Consider the following 18,702-nt stretch of genomic DNA (forward strand, 5'->3'; position numbering starts at 1 on the left):
GGAATTTCAAATTTGATACATGAGCAGACTTTCATTTTTGATACATGATCTTTAAAAATCGTATCATTTCCTGCATTGCCGTACACCAGATTATTGTATAATAAGCGGATGATATGAAATATAAATCAGGATACTTATGATTTTTTATATTCCATAGGGGTTTGATTATATTTCCCCTTGAAAGCCGTGGAGAAATAGGTAGGAGAGGAGAATCCGACTTTATAGGCAATGTCCGCAATGGTCAGATCGTCGCGCCGTAACAGGAACTTGGCTTTGTTGAGCCTGACCTGTTGAATGTATTCGTTCACGCTCATGCCCAGCAGCGCCTTCACTTTCCTGTAAAGCTGCACCCGCGACATGCCAAGATCTCTGCCAATATCCTCCACGCTGAGCTCGGAATTATCGTAACGCTCCTCAATGCATGCAGTGAACTCCGTAATAAATTTCTTGTCCAGTTTGTTCGGATTCGTGCCGGATGACGTTTCAATGGGCAGCTCGCTGGTATAATGTTCACGCAGGAGGGAACGGTTTTTTAGCAGTGTTTTAATGCTTTCCTGGACATACCGGAGATTAAACGGCTTGGTAATGTAAGCGTCCACACCCGCCTGAATGCCCTCGATCTGCTGTTCGGTGGTGGTTCTGGCAGTAAGTAAGATCACCGGAATGTGCGAGGTCCTGAAATCTGTTTTAAGGATTGAAGAAACGCCTAAACCATCCTTTTTGGGCAGCATTACGTCGCACACGATCAGATCCGGGATGTGCTCAAATGCCATTCGCAAACCTTCCTCGCCGTCGTTGGCTACCAGAATCTGATAACTGGTCTGCAACTTTTGTTCGAGCAGCCTTACCAGATCATTGTTGTCTTCAATGATGAGGACTGATTGTTCTCTGGCAGAAATTTCGTTTGCAGCAGCAACATTAGGAAGCAAATTCTCTTCTTGGAGCTCGAAATTCTGCACCATTGCAAAGTCTTCAACCTGCTCGGTCCGTAGTTCTTCGTCCTGAAAATGTTTGTTGCCCAGCGGCAGTTCAATGGTGAATGCGGTTTCTTTATTAGGCTGGCTGCGAACAGAAATAGTGCCTTTATGGAGTGATATCAGCTCTTTGGATAGCGCCAGTCCAAGTCCGGTTCCAAGGGTTTTATAACTATTTTCAGCCTGGTAAAACACCTCGAAAACATGCGCAACTTCCGATTCTGTCATGCCGATCCCGTTATCTTCCACCGTAATCTGCACCTGATCAGGCGCAATGGTTTTGATATACAAATATACCCTTCCCTTATCCGGCGTGAATTTAAAAGCGTTGGAAAGCAAATTGAAAATCACCTTATCCAGCATGGTCGCATCGAACCAGACCATGATTTCGGGTTCTGGCGCAATGAGTTGAAAGTCGATCTTATGTTTGGAAGCAATGCGTTCGAATGCCGCCATAATGTCCTTCACAAAAGCCACCAGGTTATGCTCACCAGCGCGGACCTGCATGCGGTGACTTCCCAGTTTCCGGAAATCCATGAGCTGACTTACGAGCCTTAATAGCCGTAATGTATTTTTCCTGATCAGCGATAACTCCTGTTTGATGAGCGGATCGCGGATTTTTTCACTCGCCAGGACGTCCTCCACCGGAGCCAGTATCAGCGTCAGCGGCGTCCTGAATTCGTGGGAAATGTTGGTGAAAAATTTAAGTTTTGCTTCGTTTTCGATCTCTGCACTTTGGGCCAGTTGTTCAATCTGGTTTTTCTGGTCTGATATTTCGTGATTCTGCGCTTCGAGCCGTTTGTTGATCTTTCGGTTCTCACGCAAGGAATAAAAGGAAATTGCCCCGAAAATGAGCGCCAGGGCTAATGTGATGGACACCGTGTAAATGACAATGCTCTGATTTTCAGAAATCGCACGCTGTTCTTCGATCTTCCCCTGCCGACGTTCAATGTCCTGCTGCTGAGCGACCAGTTTTTCACTCTGCAATTTCATGATCCTCACATTGGTTGAGTCGATCATGGTGATTTGCAGCCGGTTTTCCCTTTTGAAAGGCTGTTTGTGCAGAATGGAAATCGCGGTGCGTATCGCTTCCTCGCCGCCGGTCGGATACAAAATGGTCGCATTTAAAACGTCTTTATCCACCAGATCAATCCCGCCATTTGGCCCGGTAAGTCCGTCCACGCCGATTAACCGGATCTTTTTTCCAAGCCCTAAATCCTTGCAGACCTTAAATGCTGTAAGCGCGCGGCGATCATTCTGGCAAAAGATGACGTCAATGTCTGAATGCGTTTTCAGTAGTTTGGTCAGCGGGGCTTCAAACGAATTTTTGTCCCAATCACCATCCAGTTTATCAACCAGTTTGATGCCGGGAAAGCGTTTAAGGATCTCCAAAAAACCTTTATGACGGTCAATGTCGGCCGAAGAACCGGGCTTTTCACTGATCTCAATCACCTTCCCGGTCCCTTTCAAAAGTGTATTGGTGTAAGCCCCGGCAATTTGCCCGACTTCCACATTGTCGGCGCCCACATAGGCAGTATACTGGTCAGAGTTCGTGCGGCGATCCAGAATAATGACCGGAATGCCGTTCTGATAAGCTTTTTCAACGATCGGCGTAATGGGCTCGGCTTCATTGGGCGAGACGATCAGCAAGTCAATGTCCTGCTTGATGAGCTGCTCGATTTGTATAATCTGCTTCTCACTCTGCCCGCCTGCGTCTTTCATGATGAAGTTGATCTCGGGATTGAAAGAAAGCTCCCGATACATGCTTTCCTGCATCGTTTTACGCCAGTTATCAGCGCCGGTGCATTGTGAAAAACCGATAGTGTACTGCTTCGACTCTTTTTTAGAGCAGGATATCAATAAGAATATTGTGAAAAAGGCGGCAAAGTATTTCAATTTTTCGGCTATTTATACAATCCTGGCTGCTTGGTCAAATGTATCAAAATTAGTATTTCCAACAAATTGTTTACTATTAGCGGGATGCGGCGCAAGACCCGGCAGGAGCTAAATATGAGAACATTTTAATATCGATTCGTTTCCATCGGGGTCAGCTTAGGTTGATCCGGACGTTTACAGCCTTTCTGTAAGCCACTAATATGTCTGCCAGTTAAATTGAATTATTTATTGAAAAAAAAATATTATTTATAGTATGGGGATGAGATTTGTTGACTTGTCTTTATGATTTGACTGCAAATCCGCAATTGGTTAAAGAAACGCTATGGCAATTGATTCTACCAAAAAAATACCACTCCAGCCGCCCGGGGTTATGGGGCCTTCCGTGCAGGATAATGAACCGTTGATCGTCGACGACGAATACCTGATCAGGGAAACGTTCGGCCAGGACCCTAAAAAAGGATGTGAGCTGCTTTTCAGAAAGTATTATACTAATTTATGCAACCACGCAATCCGGTTTGTGCATTCAGGGGAAGTGGCCGAAGATATTGTTTCTGAGGTATTTGCTGCGTTCTGGCAAAATCGCTCATTTGAGCTGATCACCTCTTCCTACCGGGCCTATTTGTACAAATCCGTCCGGAACCGCTCGTACAATCACCTGAAATGGGAGCTGAACCGCACATCCCCGATCGAACTGGTCACTACACCTTTCCTGGCGCAGGCGCTCAACCCGTATGAGGCTTTGCAATACAGCGAGTTGCACCAGCAGATCGAACGCATTGTGCAGGAAATGCCGCCGCAATGCAGAAAGGCCTACCTATTGAAACGGATGGAAGGGAAAACGCTGGAAGAGATTGCGGCCGAACTCCAGATCACTCCCAAGTCCGTGGAGGCGCTGATCACCCGCGCCATTGCGAGGCTTCGTAATGGATTGAAGGATAGCTGGTTTATATGTCTGGTATACTGGATTCAATAAAAGTGTTCAATCCGGTATGGGGTTGCGTATACTGTACTTGTCTGTTCTTGTAAATAGTCGAAGTGAACATTACCGTGTCCCGTTCCCTCACGGTTTTGTGGTTGCTCTGAAATCACCAAACAGTCCTAAACGGACTGTAAATGCTAAAAAGTATAAGATGAAAGAATCCCTATCCAAAGATGTCCTATTCGATTTTTTTGACGGAAGGACCACATCCATTCAGCGTAAGCTCGTCGAGGACTGGCTTGCGGACCCCCAGAATGAAGAGCTCTACCACCAGTATCTGGACGAATGGGAGAGCCGCCATCCGCAGTTTTCGCCGCAGATTGAAAATGCGCTGTCGGATTACATTGCATTGATGAATGATGAAGATACGGGCAAAGAAATTCCTTTGTCCCAAACAGAAGTGAAGCGATCCGGTATCTGGAAAACTCCGTGGCTCTATGGTGTGGCAGCGGCATGCTTGCTGATGGTGGTCAGTTTTGTTTTTAGAAACGAGCTGATGTACAGATCACTGGAGTCTGAAAATGGCCAGATATCTGAATACAAACTCTCAGACGGGACAAACGTGGTGCTCAATGCCAACTCTGTTTTACGGGTTCCCAGGTTGGGTTTCGGTTCGGGTAACAGGGAGGTCATGCTGGACGGTGAAGCGGAGTTCAAAGTAGTTCACACCCAGAGCGACAGCCGGTTTATTGTCAAAATGAATAAGAATTATCTCATCGAAGTGCTTGGTACTGAGTTTGTCGCTTTCTCGCGGGAGCGCGGCACTAAGGTTTTTCTTACGAAAGGAAAGGTAAAGCTAAGTCTGCCGAAAGGAAAGCAACTTTACATGAAACCCGGAAACCTCTTTTCAACCGAAAAAGACGGAAAATTCACCCTTACATCTTCATCGACACCAGGAAGGTTCGTGGCTTGGAAACAGGACATGTTTTACTTCGACAACACCCTGTTGTCCGAGGCAGTGGAACAGCTGAACGACCGCTTCAAAGTGGACGTGCGTATACTTGACCCCGTTCTTGGCAAACGTCGTATAGGCGGCGTGTACAAAGCCAAGCAAGCCGACGACCTGCTGGCCATCTTATCCGAACTGCTTCATCTGGAAGTGGTAAAACACAATGAATTTATTGAATTGAGACCATCAGTAACCAATCCTAATCATGAGTAGCAGATTTCTACAAAAGACCCGTATCGTGCTGACCATGTTATTTGTTCAGCAGCTTTGCACGGCGCAGGGTATTACATTGGCAAGCCGACCTGTCCAGCGGGGTGCCGCCCAACACGAGGAAAGCCGTAACCAGTCGAAGAACCTGAAAGATTTATTGGTAGATCTGGGCAAGCAGCACCAGGTAAGCATATTGTTTGAAGAAGAAACCGTTAAAAACATTACCATTACCGGCGCAGATTACCGTCAGGATGGCGGCAAGCTGGAAAAGCAACTGAGCGACCTGCTCAAACCATTCAATCTTCGTTTCAAAAAAGCGGGGAAGGAAGCATATGTGATCGTTCCGCGATTCGAGAAAAAAGCTTCCGAGGCCGGGACAGCCACTATTGAAAGCGCCACCATTGCGCCTGCTGAGGCTCCCGAGTCATCCGGCCGGACTGATGTTGCTGTTTCGAAAATAACCCAAACGAATGCTTCTGAAGAGATAATTAAAGGCAGGGTCACAGACGAAAGAGGGGACGGGCTTCCGGGCGTCAACGTGGTGATTAAAGGTTCGCAGCGTGGCGTTACGACGGATATAGCCGGCAAATATGAGCTGGCGGGAGCAGGTCCCGACGCTGTTCTGATATTTTCATTCGTAGGTTATTTACCTAAGGAAGAGATTGTCGGTAACCGTTCGGTCATAGATATTTCACTAGCGATTGATACGAAAGCATTGGAGGAAGTAGTGGTTATCGGCTATGGAACGGCCAAAAAGAAGGATCTTACCGGCGCGGTTGCCGTCGTGGGCCGGAAGGAATTCGGTGATGTATCGGCTACATCTGCCCAGCAGCTTTTGCAGGGAAAGATAGCTGGTGTGCAGATCGTCAATACGGGCGGGTTGCCTGGTTCGAATGCTAAAATCATCATTCGCGGTGTAGGTTCACTGACCAATTCCGATCCCCTGTATGTGATCGACGGAATCCAGGGGGGCGATATTAATTCAGTAAGCCCTTATGATATTCAGGACATTACAGTGCTCAAAGACGCTGCTTCTGTGGCTATTTACGGAGCGTCGGCAGCGAATGGTGTGGTGTTGATCACTACCAAAAAAGGCAAAGCCGGAGCGCCGAAAGTGACTTACAATGGCTATGTAGGCGTGGCGCAGGCGTGGAAAAAACTGGATATGCTCAACGCAGCCCAGTATGTGCAATTGGTAAAAGACATTGACGCAACGCAGGGAAACAAAGTGCCCGACAAGCTGAACACGCCCGACGTGCTGGTAACCCGGACCGACTGGCAAAAGGAGATTTTCAGGAATGGAAAAGTAACCGAGCACCACGTGAACGTGACAGGCGGAAGTGATAAAGCAACCTATAATTTCTCCGCAGGTTATACCAATCAGGAAGGAATTATGAGGGATTACGGCTATCAGCGGATCAATTTGCGGACACAGCTTGAAGAGCAGATCGGCAAAAGAATACGGCTCGGGCAGACCATTAACTTTAAATATACCAGGACAACCGGTAATGCGGCCAGTTTTGTAGAGGCGCTTCGGATGCCACCTTATGCACCGACGATGGACCCTACGAATCTTGGCGGGTATAGCAAGGTGACGACGATCATCGACCAGAACGATGCGCTTAATCCGCTGCCAGGCATTTATCTTACCGAAAAACTGGGAAGAGGCGTCTCCAGTCTATTTCAATTATGGGGTGAAGTGGATATTATCAACGGCCTTAAATTCAGGACCCAGGCCAACATTGGCCTTTCCAACGGCAACAGTTATAATTACACAGGTGAATATTTAAACGGTAATACCAAAACAGACCGCAAGATCGAGGAAAGCTATTCATTCTCGGTTTCACCTATCATTGAAAACATCCTGAGCTACACGAGGACATTAGGCCGCCACGATTTTTCACTGATGGCCGGTAACACCTACAACGAAGGCAGCAGGAGCAGGAGCGTTAATCTCACAGGTTCTGGTTTTACCAATGACCTGATCAAACAGATCGGTGTTTCCAAATCCAACAGCATTACAGGCACGGGATCGAGTATTTATGCGTCGCGCTCCTATTTTGGCCGTCTTACTTATGCTTTTCATGACAGATATCTGGTGAATGCGTCTATTCGTCAGGACATTAACCCTGCATTTGGAAAGGCTTACCGCAAAGGTAATTTCCCATCGGTAGGGGTGGCCTGGAAGGTTGCGAATGAGGATTTTATGAAAAATATCTCCTTCATCTCCGACCTCAAACTCAGAGGAAGCTGGGGCATCACCGGCAATGCCAACATCGGCTTGTTCCTGACCGACCCTACCGTTTACCGCGGTTATGGAAACAACAACATTGTATATTCTTTTGGCGAAAACAAGGCATTTCAACAAGGAGCGACCGTTACGCGCGTGCCTAACCTTTTCCTGAAATGGGAAGAAACCACGCAGATCGATTTCGGGGTTGATTTCGGCCTTTTGCAAAACAGACTTCAAGTGAGTCTGGATTACTACAAACGCGACAGCAAAGATCTGCTACTGGATGTAAAACTACCGGTTTCAACAGGTTTGGGAGATGTCTATAATGATGCCAGCATGGTGCAGAACGCTGCCAATGCAGTCAATAAAGGTTTTGAAGCAGCGCTATCCTATGCGGGGCAGGCCGGAGATTTCAGTTACAGCATTTCTGCTAATACAGGTTTTAATAAAAACAATGTGGTTTCATTAGGCAATGGCGCACCCATCGTGAGCGGCAGCACCAACGGCGGTATCAATATCACCAAAACAGATGTAGGCGCGGCGATCGGTTCATTCTACGGATTTCAGGTGGACCACGTGGTGTCCAGTGATGCGGATGTGGCCAGATATAATGAGCAGGCAGTTGCCAAAGGCTTTAAAAGTTACCAGGACGGTTTGAAGGCGGGGGATATTGTTTACAAAGATCTGAACAATGACGGACGCATTACCGATGCGGACCAGTCGTTCTTAGGCTCAGCGATCCCGGTATGGACTTACGGCGGCTCTGTCAATTTATCCTACAAAGCTTTGGACCTTTCGATGGGCCTGGCTGGGATCGGCGATGTGAAAGTTTACAATGCGCTCCGCTACTGGACAGAAGGTACGACCCGCCCATTCAACTCATCCACGGCTGTGCTGAATGCCTGGAAAAAGGACGGGGACATTACGGATATGCCCAGGTCTGGACAAAATACACCCTCCAACCTGCGTGCCTCCGACCGCTTTCTGGAAAACGGCTCGTTCATGCGGTTGCGCAACCTTACCCTTGGATTTTCGGTCCCGAAAACAGTTTTAAATTCCACGGGCGGAAAAGTGTTTTCAAGCTTCCGCATTTACGCCACCGCAATGAACCTGCTTACATTGACCAAATACAAAGGTTATGATCCCGAAGTAAGCGCCAGTGTGAACGATGCCAAGTCGTTTATTTTCACCAAAGGCGTCGATACAGGTCAATATCCGCAGCCGAGGACGTTCCTCATCGGATTACAGGTCGGGTTTTAATTCTCTCCATTTAAATTCATTTTCATCATGATGAAAAAGCAAATACTTTCGCTGGGAACGCTGGCCTGCCTGACCATCGGTGGCTGCGATAACTCCCTGGATAATGTCAAAAACCAGTCGAGCTACAACGACGACACTTACTTCACAACGCCCGCCACGATTTCAGAAGCTGTTACAGCCACTTATGGGTTGTTGCTGTACAAAGGGCTGTATTCCAGGGACTTTTATTATTTAATGGATCTCACCGGCAATGAAGCAGAGGCAGATGCGCCGCTGCTGGGGGACGTTTTGCAGCTGCACGATTACAGCTACGCGTCCAACCATGCGCAGATCAATGACCTGTGGTCTACTACTTATAAAATGACATTCCGGGCGAATCTGGTGATTGACAAAGCTTCGAAAATCACACCTGCGAACGACGCAGATAAACAAAAACTGGCCCAGTATGTCTCCGAAGCTTATTTTTTGAAGGCATATGCAGAATTTTTGCTCGTAACGCTTTGGGGCAGGGTGCCTATCCGGAAGGATTATGGTGATAACGACGAATTTTATCTGCCAAGGGCAAGCATGGAAGAAAGCTGGAAGCAGGTAGAGTCCGACCTCACCAATGCCATTAGCGGGCTGCCTGTCACGTATCCTGCGAGCGATCTGGGGCGGGTCACGAAGGGTGCGGCCATTGCACTTTTAGGTAAGGCATTTTTATACCAAAAGAAATACGCGGAAGCCGCCGCACAATTCGAGTTGCTTACGAAGGCCCCCTACACCTATGATCTGGTAAAAAACCTGGACGAGCTCTTCACCAAATCGCCGGTGAAAAACGCAGAATCGGTATTTGACGTCCCGCACCAAAGAATGGGGCGGCTGGGCCGAAGGTAGCCCTTACTATATGTTTGGCTCACAGGAAGGATCGGGAAGCGGCAAAAATACGTTGACCGGCCGCGCCATGGAATACGGCTGGAACGACTGGCGCAATGTGTTTATATCCGATGCGGCTGTCAAAGCATTCACTTACAAAGACCAGGCAGGCAAGACCTATGTTGATCCGAGAGCCCAAAACACGTTTTACGGAGACAAGGCCAGCGGGGGGGACGTGACCTATTGCGACAAATGCACTGCCGGGGCGAAGCCTTATCCCTTTACAGAAAACGGCAATGGCTACCGGTGGCGGAAATACGAGCCCTACGAATACAAGGAAAAAGGCGAATTGCCGCAATCGGACATCAATTCGCAGATCATCCGCTATGCCGATGTGATGCTAATGCTCGCGGAAGCACAAACTCAACTCGGAAAAATAGGGGAGGCCCTGCCATTGGTCAACAAAGTGCGCGCACGCTCCGGTGCATTCGCCTACACAACGCTGGGTAGCAAAGACGAGGCTATGAAAAAGATCATGCTGGAACGCCAGCTCGAACTGGCCGGTGAGCAGGTGCGCTGGTTTGACCTGATCCGCTGGGGCATTGCCAAAGAAACGCTAAACGCCGAGAAGAAAGCCAAATATCCGGCTTCAAGCCAATCTTTTTTTCAGGACAAACATGTATTGTTCCCTATTCCCTTAACCGAGAAGAACACCAATCCGCTGGTCGCGAAAGACATTAGCAACGACTGGAATTAAGAGCCAGATTGTTTTCAGATCTTTGATAAAACCCGCTGGCGTCTGTCAGCGGGTTTTATTTTGCCAGATTATTGTTGCTATCAGCATCAAATTGCTCTTCGTCCGCTTACGAGCCATATCTTTTCACTTAAAAAAAGTCTCGGAACTACTCTCTGTTTTTAACAATATAGACTGAGCCCGCCGGATCGGTGATCCAATGCATATTGTCAGGAAGCTCTTCCAGTTCGTCACACGTTGAAATGCCGTGGGATTTCAGATATTCAGTTGCTGCCGGGACATTTTCCACATTGAGTTCCAGCCACGTTTCGGAGTGTGTATAATTATCGACGCAGTCCAGCCACATGACATTGTTGCCGAAGCTGACCCGGTGTGTTTTTGAAACCGTCGGATTTGTAATCGGCCGTTCTTCAACGTCGAGTTTAAGAATGTCGCGATAGAATCCAACTGTCGCTTCGTACTTTCCCTTTGGGATTTTTACGGCAATATTAATGCCGCCTTCAAATTTGATATCCATGTCAATTGCCGTTTCATGCATAGAACAAAACTACCCACTGCGGCATAGACATTTGTGGGGGATATAAGACAACAGTAAGGGCGAGTTGAGACAGTTGTTCGTCGATTTATTTAAAAGTTATAACTTATTGAAGAACTCTCCGAAATGCCATAAGACACCGGAAGGATCGTGAACGAAGCATTCCCGGCCCCAATGCTCAACACGAATCGGAGTGAGCCGCACATCTTTGTATTTGGCCGGAAGGTTGAGCGACACAAGTTCATCCCACGTGTTTTGTACATTTTGTACTTCGAGGAAGATCATGGTGTTGTCGATCCAATCCTGGACAAACGCATCTTGCAGGTAAAAACCCACATTTTCTGTTGTGAAAAGGGACATGTCGGATGAGATTACGACTTCCTTAAAGCCCAAGTCGCGATAGAAATTTCGGGATACTTCAAAGCTCCGGCACCCTATAAATGGCCGGATGGATCGTGATGATTGCTTCATATTCTTGCTTTTTTTTAATCAAAAATAAGTCTTTGGTCTGATTTGCTTCCAATCCTTTTTCATTTGCGCGTACTGCTCATGACTTTCTGCCTGCTTCCACATGCCATAAAATCATGGATTCTGTTTTATTTCCTGTTTCCGCATAGGCATCGCATCAATTAGCCCAAATAGTTTGTCAGGAGTCACAACTTCGCTCGATTTTAATTTTTCACCACCATCACGGCCGATCAAAATAAATGTGAATGCGTTTGCGGTGTCAAGTTCCCATCTGTGCCATTCCTGGGCGTTTCGCTTCGAGTAAGGAAAAGATTTTATCTCAATATCACGTTCCAGGATATCCTTCCGGTGCCCTTCAAGTGCATTCATTTGCGCTTTCCATTTCGCCAGACCATTTTCGGTGTAAAAGAGCAGGACCTTGCGGGGCTGGTCCGCTAAGAGCATTGCGACGAGTGTTAATCCTATTAGTGCTTTCATAACATTGCTTCTTAAAATATTCTGCCAGCACTATCCGGATGAAGGCTGGCCGGTTGCAAATGTTGGACTCGAGCCGCGAATTGCTCCATACAAATTTTGGCAAACCTCTTAGCAAAAGCTGTGACAAATGTCAACGTGAGATTGTGTCATATGACTTCGTTTCAGCCGGAGCGCCTGCGTGACGGGTTTGCGGGATATTTTCAAAAATATGACGCCTTGGTTACTCCCGTGCTGCCGATCCCGGCACACAAGCACGGCGTAGAACAGTTCATAATCAACGGTCAGACGGTGGATGCCACTTATCTTCAGGGAGCCACCGTGCCGCTTAATGTCACTGGCTTGCCAGGGATCGCGATGCGGTTCGGTACGAGCAAAGAAGGCTTGCCCATAGCCGTTCAGATTGTCGGGAGCTGGCTGGCCGAATCGACCATTTTGCACATTGCGTCACTGCTGGAAAGTGTCAGCGAAGTGCGCGATCTGCACCCTATTCCCTGAATGCTGAGCTGAGCATTATCAAGAACCTTCCGGATTTTCCGGAAGGTTTATTGTAGATCTTGTGAAATCTTTTCGGATACGGCTCAATGTCTCTCGGGAAATGCCCAGATAAGACGCTACCATGTGCAGCGGCACATTATTAAAAATGCTCGGATAGGTTTTTTCAAATTCAAGATATTTTTCGGTAGCAGAATAACTGATCAAATAATAAATGCGTCGCTGGCTTGCCTCGTAGGCGTTTGCAGTAAGTCTTTCGTAAAAAAGTTTAAGCGCTGGGATCGTTTGAAGTAATTCCAGCCATTGCGCTTTTGTCCACAGGATAACCGTGCTGGCAGCCAGCGCTTCAATGTTATATGCGGAGGCGGTCTCGTGGTTGAAACTTTCCTGATCGGTAATCCACCAGTTTTCAACACCGAACCGGACCGTATGATCCGTCCCGTTTTTGTCGAACCTGTAAAGCCGGCAGCATCCGCTGGCAATGAAACAGTTATATCGCCAAACCTCACCCTCATGCAAAATGGATTGCCATTTACGCAGTTTTCTTTCAGTGCTCGCTGTCCTGATGATTTCCAGCTCCTGGTCGGAAATGTCTGTGTGCTTGCGTAAATATTTTTCAAAGACTTCAAACATATAATTGGTTCTTGTTTTCAGTGAAATGTATAAGTCTATCCATAGATTGTCAAAGCAGAAAGCTTAGCTAACGGAGAACTTTGTGTCAATCAAAAAAAACAATTTATGGACACAAATCATCATCGCAAAATTCTCCTGGTAACCGGAGGCAGCCGGGGAATAGGAAAAAGCATAGCATTGAGTGCTGCGAAGCGCGGCATCGACGTTATCCTGACCTACAATCATAATGCTGAACAGGGCAACGCTGTTGCAAGCGCAATCAATAACAACGGGGGCAAAGCTGTTGCGCTGCATTTGGATTCGTCGAAAACCGCTAGTTTAGATGGCTTTGCAACGCAGGTTTCACAGTTGCTTAAAAGTGAATGGGGGAGGGAAAACCTGGATTACCTGGTCAATAATGCAGGAATCTCGCAACGCATGCTGATCAAAGACACGACTGAGGACATCTTTGATGAACTTGTGAATGTCAATCTGAAGGGCGTTTTCTTTTTGACTCAAAAAGCTGATGCCTTTAATTAATGACGGCGGGCAAATTATCAACATTTCCTCAGGACTTGCCCGATTTGCATTTCCCGGGGTTGCTGTGTATGGAGCGCTCAAAGCGGCCCTGGAATCACTGACGCGTTATTTTGCCAAGGAATACGCAGAGAGGAAAATTCGGGTTAACAGCGTTGCACCCGGAGCTATCGATACGGAATTTGGCGGAGGCAAAGGAGACGAAGCGCACCGGTCACAGGTCGCCTCGATGACTGCGCTTGGCCGACTGGGAGAGGCGGAGGATGTCGGTGATTTTGTGGCATCGCTGCTTTCGGAAGACAGCCGGTTTGTAAATGCCCAGCGTATAGAAGTGGGCGGAGGCATTATGATCTGAACATTCAGGGGAGAAGCTTAGCTCGCTCCCCCGAATTTTTGATATATTCGAGTACAAGGAATTTCAATGTAACCAATGGAATACACCGACATTAAGTCCATCTCGCAGCTACTTTCATTTTTTCCACTATGAAAAGCCGGTCCACCCTTTGATAGCGGTTGTGGATTTGGCCAAAGTCGACCGATCGCACAGAACGCCCGATGCAGCGTACCGCCTCGATCTTTATTCCATTGCTTGTAAAAAAATTGAAGGTTCGTTCAAATACGGGCGTACGGATTACGACTTTAACGAAGGTTCGCTCATGTTCACCGCGCCTGACCAGGTTTTGTCGCCGGGCATTGAAAACAAAGTGGAAGGCTGGGCGATCTACATCCATCCCGACTTTCTACACGCTAGCAAAAAGGGGCAACATTTAACCAGTTACACGTTTTTCGGTTATGACACGCACGAATGCCTGCACATTTCAGATGCCGAAGAGAAAGTGCTTAAAGATTGTCTGGAAAATATCACCAGGGAAATTTCTACAAATCTCGATACACATTCCCAAAATCTGATCCTGACAAATCTTGAACTCATGCTGTCTTATTGTTCACGGTTTTACGACCGGCAGTTTCTGACAAGGGCAAAAGTTAGCAACGAAATCGTGGAAAAATTTGACCGGATTCTGAACGACTATTTTTCGCAGGAAACCTTAATTGAAATAGGATTACCGGATGTTAAATATTTTGCATCGCAACTCAATTTGTCACCCAATTACCTCACGGATCTTTTGACAAAATATACCGGGAAGTCTACGAACGAGCACATACATTTAAAACTAATAGACAAAGCGAAACAATTGCTTTGGAGCACGAATGCACCCATCAGCGCCATCGCCTATGACCTGGGTTTCGAGCACCCATCCCATTTCACAAAGCTCTTTAAAAACAAAACCGGTCACGCTCCGAAGATGTACAGGAATTTGAATTGAATGTGACTTATTTGGTCTCGCAGCACCGATTTTTACCGAAAAGCGGAATTCCCCATCCTTTACAACGGCCATATCTAAGAATTCCCGGGAGGCCTGCTTCATAAGGAACTGTAACCTTCAACCTGTTTGAGCATCTCCAGCGATTTCATGACAGGGTCCCAATCTTTTCCACTGAAAATGAGCTTAAACCACTTTTTGTTATGGTTTTCGTATTTGATATTGAAAAAAAGCCACAGGGACACAATCAGGAAAACCAATGTCACCATGACCTGCGCGGCTAACCACGTGGGATGCCTGAACATTTTTTGCTGTATGCTGAATGTTGTCCAGATCGGCGCGTGCAAAAACATCAGTCGGTAAATTAACAGCGTTGTGCTCTTCAAATAAGCCAGCCGGTATTGCGTTTTGAGCAGTGCTTCGCCCAGATCGGTCTGATAGATCAACACAACCTGATAAATATTAATGCCGATTACGACTGCCATTAACACCACATGGATGGCTATGGAAAACCAGAAAAACGGGCTCGCATAGGCATAGGTGTGGTAAAGTACAATGCTCAGGAACGCTGCCCATATGGAACCAAGGACAATGACGAAAATCTTCATCGGGACCATTGAGCCGACTAATGACTTGATTTTTATCAGCGTGATGGCGTAGGCATTTTGCCGGTTTAAAATAAGGTTTTCTTCAAGTTTTTGCCCGTAGCTGCGCCATAATGTGATGAATTCAGACTCTTGCATAATCTAACTTTTAGAGGTGATAAATTTTTGTTTAAGCTGCTCTTTGATCCTGCTAACCTTTGTTGAAACATTCGAAATGGTGATGCCTAAAATCTCGGATATTTCTTGCTGGCTCCGTTCTTCGAGATATAGTAATATGAGGGCCCGGTCAAGTTCTTTCAGTTCCCTGATAAATGTGTTGAGCATCGACAATTCCGTATCGACGTCTGGCTGTACATCAGCCACCGTGATGAAGCTGATAATGTCGTCGGTCAGCGGCTGATTGAGCCTCGCCCGGCTTGCCTGCTTTCGGTAAAATGATATAGAAACGTTCAGCGCTATACGGTAAATCCAGGTCGTCAGTCGGAATTGCTGGTCATACCTGGGAAATGCAAGCCAGAGTTGTATGATTATTTCCTGAATAAGATCTTTCCTGTTTTCCCGGTCTATACAATACGCGTTGGCCACTTTATAAATGATCCCCTTGTTGTCCTCGATCACATTCAGGAATTGGTTGGCATCTGGTGGAAGCGGCATGTAGCATTCTGTTTGTAGCTAAGGAAGATAAACTGGTTTATACAATTATTCGCAGCAACAATGATTATATCACAGGGTAGCGGATAATTTTTTTGAAAGCAGATTAATACATAAGTTTAAGAATTGACCACGGAACGATAAAATGATGTCAGACAAAAACAAGGCAATCTTACTAAAAGGCAATGCGGCCATTTCCGAAGGGGATCATGAAGGATTTTTATCGCTCTGCACAGAAGATACGGAGTGGACCTTTGTAGGAGACACGGTTCTGAAGGGAAAAGAAGCCGTACGCCAGTGGATGGCAAAAACGTACATAAAACCGCCCAAAGTTACGGTCGCCAACCTGATTGCCGAGGGTGACTACCTTATAGCAACCGGCGATGTTGCCGTCATGGAGGCCGACGGCAACGAAACCCGCAGTGCATACTGCGACATCTGGCGCTTTCGGGGCGAACAACTTGCGGAACTAACCGCTTTTGTCATTTAAAACAAAACCCGCCTAGCGCTGGAACACGAGAGGCGGGTTGCGTTTAAAGGCAGGATATGAAAGCAATGAGGTTGTAATATTGGCGTTAGGCGTTGAGTCCGCCGTCGATCGTAACCCAGGATCCGGTAATAAATTTTCCTTCTTCACTAGCCAGGAACGCAACCAGACCGGCAACGTCTTCACCTGTGCCGTATGTCGGGATCGCCATTCTACCCCGGAGAAAATCAGCCAGTTCGCCGGTTGCCGGGTTCATGTCGGTGTCCGTAGGTCCGGGTTGCACGAGGCTCACAGAAATGCCTTTCGGTCCTAGGTCGCGGGCCAGGCCGCGGGTAAACCCTTGCAATGTGGATTTGCTCATGGTGTACAATGTGGACTGGGGCCCCAGCGCGTTGTCTCCCATATTGCTCCCGATGGTGATGATCCGCCCGCCGGATTTGAGATGTTTCACGGCTTCTAGGGATGCCACAAAAACTGCTTTTACATTGACATCCATCACCGCGTCGTAATCCTCGATGGTATGTTCGCCGAACTCTTTTCCAATGTATACGCCGGCATTGCTCACCAGAATATCAAGTCCGCCAAAAGCGTCCACCGTTTTCTTTACGGCACCGGTCACTTCTTCCATCCGGGTATTATCCGCAGCAATGGCAATAGCCTGGCCGCCGGCTGCGGATATTTCCGCTGCGAGTGCCTCTGCTTTCTCTGCTGAACGTGCGTAGGTGAATGCTACTTTCGCTCCGTCTGCTGCCAAACGACGCACGATCGCAGCGCCTATGCCACGGCTGCCCCCAGTAACCAATGCTATTTTATTTTCTAGCTTTTTCATAACAACAATTTTGTTTTCTATTACGACACAAACCTACGGCACTTCCTTTATATTTGTAAGCAAGCAACAAATTGTTAGGTACCAACAAAAAAGTAAGAAATGAGAAAGGAGACATCCACCAATGCTTTGAACGAGAGAATGATCATCGACAGCTGCGGTATGGCTTATACGCTCGGTGTGTTGGGCGGTCGCTGGAAGCCCGCCATCCTGTGCAGGCTCATGCACGGCACATTGCGCTACGGCGAACTCAAAAAGTCAATTTTAGGGATTTCTGAAAGAATGCTTGTAGCCCAGCTTCGTGAGCTGGAGAGCGACGGAATCGTTCAGCGAAAGGTATTTCCCGAAGTCCCGCCCCGCGTTGAGTACGAAATGACCGAACTGGGGCTATCCATGCAAGAAGTCCTCGCTGCAATGTCGGACTGGGGTAATATGCACAGAAGCGTGAGCAATGATCGTGCGCTTGCCGCCTCATCCGAAGCGCACTAACGATGATAATCCCGTCCACTGCATTTTGCAATGCAATGGACGGGATTATGCAATGAGGCTTGTATTTGGGAAAAAAGTGATGAGAAAAAAAGCTTGGCCAATTACTTGACGATGGCGATTTTTTCAGATACGATCACCTTGTGTTCAATTGGTTTTACCGTATTCAGGTAGGCGAATATGGCCGCCAGGTCTTGCTCCTTCATGCCGCCGTACATGGTCCACGGCATAGGCGTGTTGAGATCACCCGCTTCCACTTTCCGTGAAATGTAGCTGCTGTCCGTGTAAGCCCGGAAATGGGAGACAAAAACATCTTTCGTCCAGTTACCAATGCCGGTTTCTTTGTGCATGGTAATGTTAGGCGAGCGCTTGACGCCATTCGGGCTTTTGAATTCCATCCCCCCGCCGAATTCCGTTCCGGGAATTACTTTGCCTTTGTCCGTCTTGCTGTGGCAATCCACGCAACCCGTCGCTGTGATCAAGTACTTTCCATAAGCCACCTGGTCTGTTTCGGAAGGGCGGGTTGTAAAAGCAGCTTCCTGCGGCATTGTATTGATCAAAATGTTGACAGGGAAGTCCGGCTCTGATTGCGGGACGTCCTTTTTCACGGGCTGTAACTGACGTATGTAGGCAATGATGGAATAGATATCTTCCTTGTCGAGCTGGCCAAAGCGGTGGTAACCCATCACAGGAAATAACGCTTTTCCACTTTTATTAACGCCGGTCGTAACGGCACGGAAAATTTCACCGTCTGTCCAGCTGGCCAATGTATAAGGCGTAATGTTAGGCGCGTAAAATTTGCCGGGAAATCCCATTTCTTGCGTAAATGCCTCGCCGCCTCCGCCTAACGCTCCCGAAAGCGGACCTGCATATTGCGACCAATCGCGGGTGCTGTGGCAGTCCATGCAAACGGTCACGTGGTTAGCCAGATACTTTCCACGCTCAACCCGTGCCGCAGTTTGCTCTATTTTAAGCTCCGGCGCCGGTCCGGTGTTCGGAAGGGCTGCTTTGACGTAAATGATGGCTGCGACGATGACAATTGCGAGGCCGGCAAGGATTTTCCCGACAATTTTGAGTGCTTTCACTATAATGTT

The 18,702-nt window shown here is 47.5% G+C and carries 20 protein-coding genes; 11 read left to right on the forward strand and 9 right to left on the reverse strand.

The genetic code is table 11. From position 1 onward, the window contains the following. Positions 1 to 134: 134 nt before the first annotated feature. The gene (locus MUK70_RS04630) at positions 135 to 2,870 is read right to left on the reverse strand and encodes a substrate-binding domain-containing protein (protein WP_234657614.1); all 2,736 of its coding nucleotides are present in this window, start codon (positions 2,868 to 2,870) and stop codon (positions 135 to 137) included. Positions 2,871 to 3,192: 322 nt separating this feature from the next. On the opposite strand from MUK70_RS04630, the gene MUK70_RS04635 reads away from it, so the two are divergent. The 5 genes from MUK70_RS04635 to MUK70_RS04655 all read left to right on the forward strand — a co-directional run bounded on the left by MUK70_RS04635 (position 3,193) and on the right by MUK70_RS04655 (position 10,113). After that, the gene (locus MUK70_RS04635) at positions 3,193 to 3,843 is read left to right on the forward strand and encodes an RNA polymerase sigma-70 factor (protein WP_234657613.1); all 651 of its coding nucleotides are present in this window, start codon (positions 3,193 to 3,195) and stop codon (positions 3,841 to 3,843) included. A 157-nt stretch (positions 3,844 to 4,000) separates the two neighbouring features. Next, positions 4,001 to 5,011 carry a FecR family protein gene (locus MUK70_RS04640; protein WP_234657612.1) on the forward strand — a complete coding sequence of 337 codons (1,011 nt, stop codon included), beginning with the start codon at positions 4,001 to 4,003 and terminating at the stop codon, positions 5,009 to 5,011. After that, entirely contained in the window at positions 5,004 to 8,501 is a 3,498-nt protein-coding gene (locus MUK70_RS04645) for a SusC/RagA family TonB-linked outer membrane protein (RefSeq protein WP_234657611.1), read from the forward strand. The genes MUK70_RS04640 and MUK70_RS04645 overlap by 8 nt, the downstream gene beginning before the upstream one ends. A 27-nt stretch (positions 8,502 to 8,528) precedes the next feature. Further along, positions 8,529 to 9,377: a RagB/SusD family nutrient uptake outer membrane protein gene (locus MUK70_RS04650; RefSeq protein WP_244784696.1), complete on the forward strand. Its 849-nt coding sequence runs from the start codon at positions 8,529 to 8,531 to the stop codon at positions 9,375 to 9,377. Continuing rightward, on the forward strand, positions 9,334 to 10,113 hold the full coding sequence (locus MUK70_RS04655) for a RagB/SusD family nutrient uptake outer membrane protein (protein ID WP_244784699.1): 780 nt from the start codon (positions 9,334 to 9,336) through the stop codon (positions 10,111 to 10,113). Before MUK70_RS04650 ends, MUK70_RS04655 begins: the two co-directional genes overlap by 44 nt. Before the next feature lie 145 nt (positions 10,114 to 10,258). Here the strand turns inward: MUK70_RS04655 and MUK70_RS04660 are convergent, their stop codons facing one another. The 3 genes from MUK70_RS04660 to MUK70_RS04670 all read right to left on the reverse strand — a co-directional run bounded on the left by MUK70_RS04660 (position 10,259) and on the right by MUK70_RS04670 (position 11,590). After that, positions 10,259 to 10,627: a VOC family protein gene (locus tag MUK70_RS04660; protein WP_234602654.1), complete on the reverse strand. Its 369-nt coding sequence runs from the start codon at positions 10,625 to 10,627 to the stop codon at positions 10,259 to 10,261. A 117-nt stretch (positions 10,628 to 10,744) separates the two neighbouring features. Next, entirely contained in the window at positions 10,745 to 11,116 is a 372-nt protein-coding gene (locus MUK70_RS04665) for a VOC family protein (RefSeq protein WP_234657609.1), read from the reverse strand. A 111-nt stretch (positions 11,117 to 11,227) separates the two neighbouring features. Continuing rightward, positions 11,228 to 11,590 (reverse strand): DUF4174 domain-containing protein, encoded by a 363-nt coding sequence (locus MUK70_RS04670; protein WP_234657608.1) that lies wholly within the window; start codon positions 11,588 to 11,590, stop codon positions 11,228 to 11,230. A 135-nt stretch (positions 11,591 to 11,725) separates the two neighbouring features. Here MUK70_RS04670 and MUK70_RS04675 point away from each other — a divergent pair, with 135 nt between their 5' ends. Further along, complete coding sequence (locus MUK70_RS04675; RefSeq protein ID WP_256464075.1) at positions 11,726 to 12,085, forward strand: amidase family protein; 360 nt, start codon at positions 11,726 to 11,728, stop codon at positions 12,083 to 12,085. 18 nt (positions 12,086 to 12,103) lie between these two features. On the opposite strand, the gene MUK70_RS04680 is transcribed toward MUK70_RS04675, so the two are convergent. After that, positions 12,104 to 12,715: a Crp/Fnr family transcriptional regulator gene (locus tag MUK70_RS04680; RefSeq protein ID WP_234657606.1), complete on the reverse strand. Its 612-nt coding sequence runs from the start codon at positions 12,713 to 12,715 to the stop codon at positions 12,104 to 12,106. A 105-nt stretch (positions 12,716 to 12,820) separates the two neighbouring features. Here MUK70_RS04680 and MUK70_RS30785 point away from each other — a divergent pair, with 105 nt between their 5' ends. From MUK70_RS30785 to MUK70_RS04690, 3 genes are all read left to right on the forward strand, one after another. Further along, positions 12,821 to 13,234: an SDR family NAD(P)-dependent oxidoreductase gene (locus tag MUK70_RS30785; RefSeq protein WP_256464065.1), complete on the forward strand. Its 414-nt coding sequence runs from the start codon at positions 12,821 to 12,823 to the stop codon at positions 13,232 to 13,234. Continuing rightward, complete coding sequence (locus MUK70_RS30790; protein ID WP_256464066.1) at positions 13,221 to 13,586, forward strand: SDR family NAD(P)-dependent oxidoreductase; 366 nt, start codon at positions 13,221 to 13,223, stop codon at positions 13,584 to 13,586. Before MUK70_RS30785 ends, MUK70_RS30790 begins: the two co-directional genes overlap by 14 nt. Before the next feature lie 160 nt (positions 13,587 to 13,746). Beyond that, complete coding sequence (locus MUK70_RS04690; RefSeq protein WP_244784700.1) at positions 13,747 to 14,556, forward strand: helix-turn-helix domain-containing protein; 810 nt, start codon at positions 13,747 to 13,749, stop codon at positions 14,554 to 14,556. Positions 14,557 to 14,654: 98 nt separating this feature from the next. Here the strand turns inward: MUK70_RS04690 and MUK70_RS04695 are convergent, their stop codons facing one another. Together MUK70_RS04695 and MUK70_RS04700 are read right to left on the reverse strand one after the other, a co-directional pair. Further along, positions 14,655 to 15,296: a hypothetical protein gene (locus MUK70_RS04695; RefSeq protein WP_234657603.1), complete on the reverse strand. Its 642-nt coding sequence runs from the start codon at positions 15,294 to 15,296 to the stop codon at positions 14,655 to 14,657. A 3-nt stretch (positions 15,297 to 15,299) separates the two neighbouring features. After that, a complete protein-coding gene (locus MUK70_RS04700; protein ID WP_234602662.1) occupies positions 15,300 to 15,812 on the reverse strand; it encodes an RNA polymerase sigma factor in 513 nt (170 codons plus the stop codon). A gap of 142 nt (positions 15,813 to 15,954) precedes the next feature. Between MUK70_RS04700 and MUK70_RS04705 the strand changes: the two genes are divergently transcribed. Next, positions 15,955 to 16,299: a nuclear transport factor 2 family protein gene (locus MUK70_RS04705; RefSeq protein ID WP_234657602.1), complete on the forward strand. Its 345-nt coding sequence runs from the start codon at positions 15,955 to 15,957 to the stop codon at positions 16,297 to 16,299. Between the two features lie 85 nt (positions 16,300 to 16,384). Here the strand turns inward: MUK70_RS04705 and MUK70_RS04710 are convergent, their stop codons facing one another. Then, positions 16,385 to 17,125, reverse strand: a complete 741-nt coding sequence (locus tag MUK70_RS04710) for an SDR family NAD(P)-dependent oxidoreductase (protein ID WP_234657601.1) — start codon at positions 17,123 to 17,125, stop codon at positions 16,385 to 16,387. Positions 17,126 to 17,224: 99 nt separating this feature from the next. On the opposite strand from MUK70_RS04710, the gene MUK70_RS04715 reads away from it, so the two are divergent. After that, on the forward strand, positions 17,225 to 17,611 hold the full coding sequence (locus tag MUK70_RS04715; RefSeq protein WP_234602665.1) for a winged helix-turn-helix transcriptional regulator: 387 nt from the start codon (positions 17,225 to 17,227) through the stop codon (positions 17,609 to 17,611). Positions 17,612 to 17,712: 101 nt separating this feature from the next. Here the strand turns inward: MUK70_RS04715 and MUK70_RS04720 are convergent, their stop codons facing one another. Then, positions 17,713 to 18,696 (reverse strand): c-type cytochrome, encoded by a 984-nt coding sequence (locus tag MUK70_RS04720; protein ID WP_234657771.1) that lies wholly within the window; start codon positions 18,694 to 18,696, stop codon positions 17,713 to 17,715. Positions 18,697 to 18,702: the final 6 nt, after the last annotated feature.

Source organism: Dyadobacter chenwenxiniae (genome assembly GCF_022869785.1).
Classification (GTDB): domain Bacteria; phylum Bacteroidota; class Bacteroidia; order Cytophagales; family Spirosomataceae; genus Dyadobacter; species Dyadobacter chenwenxiniae.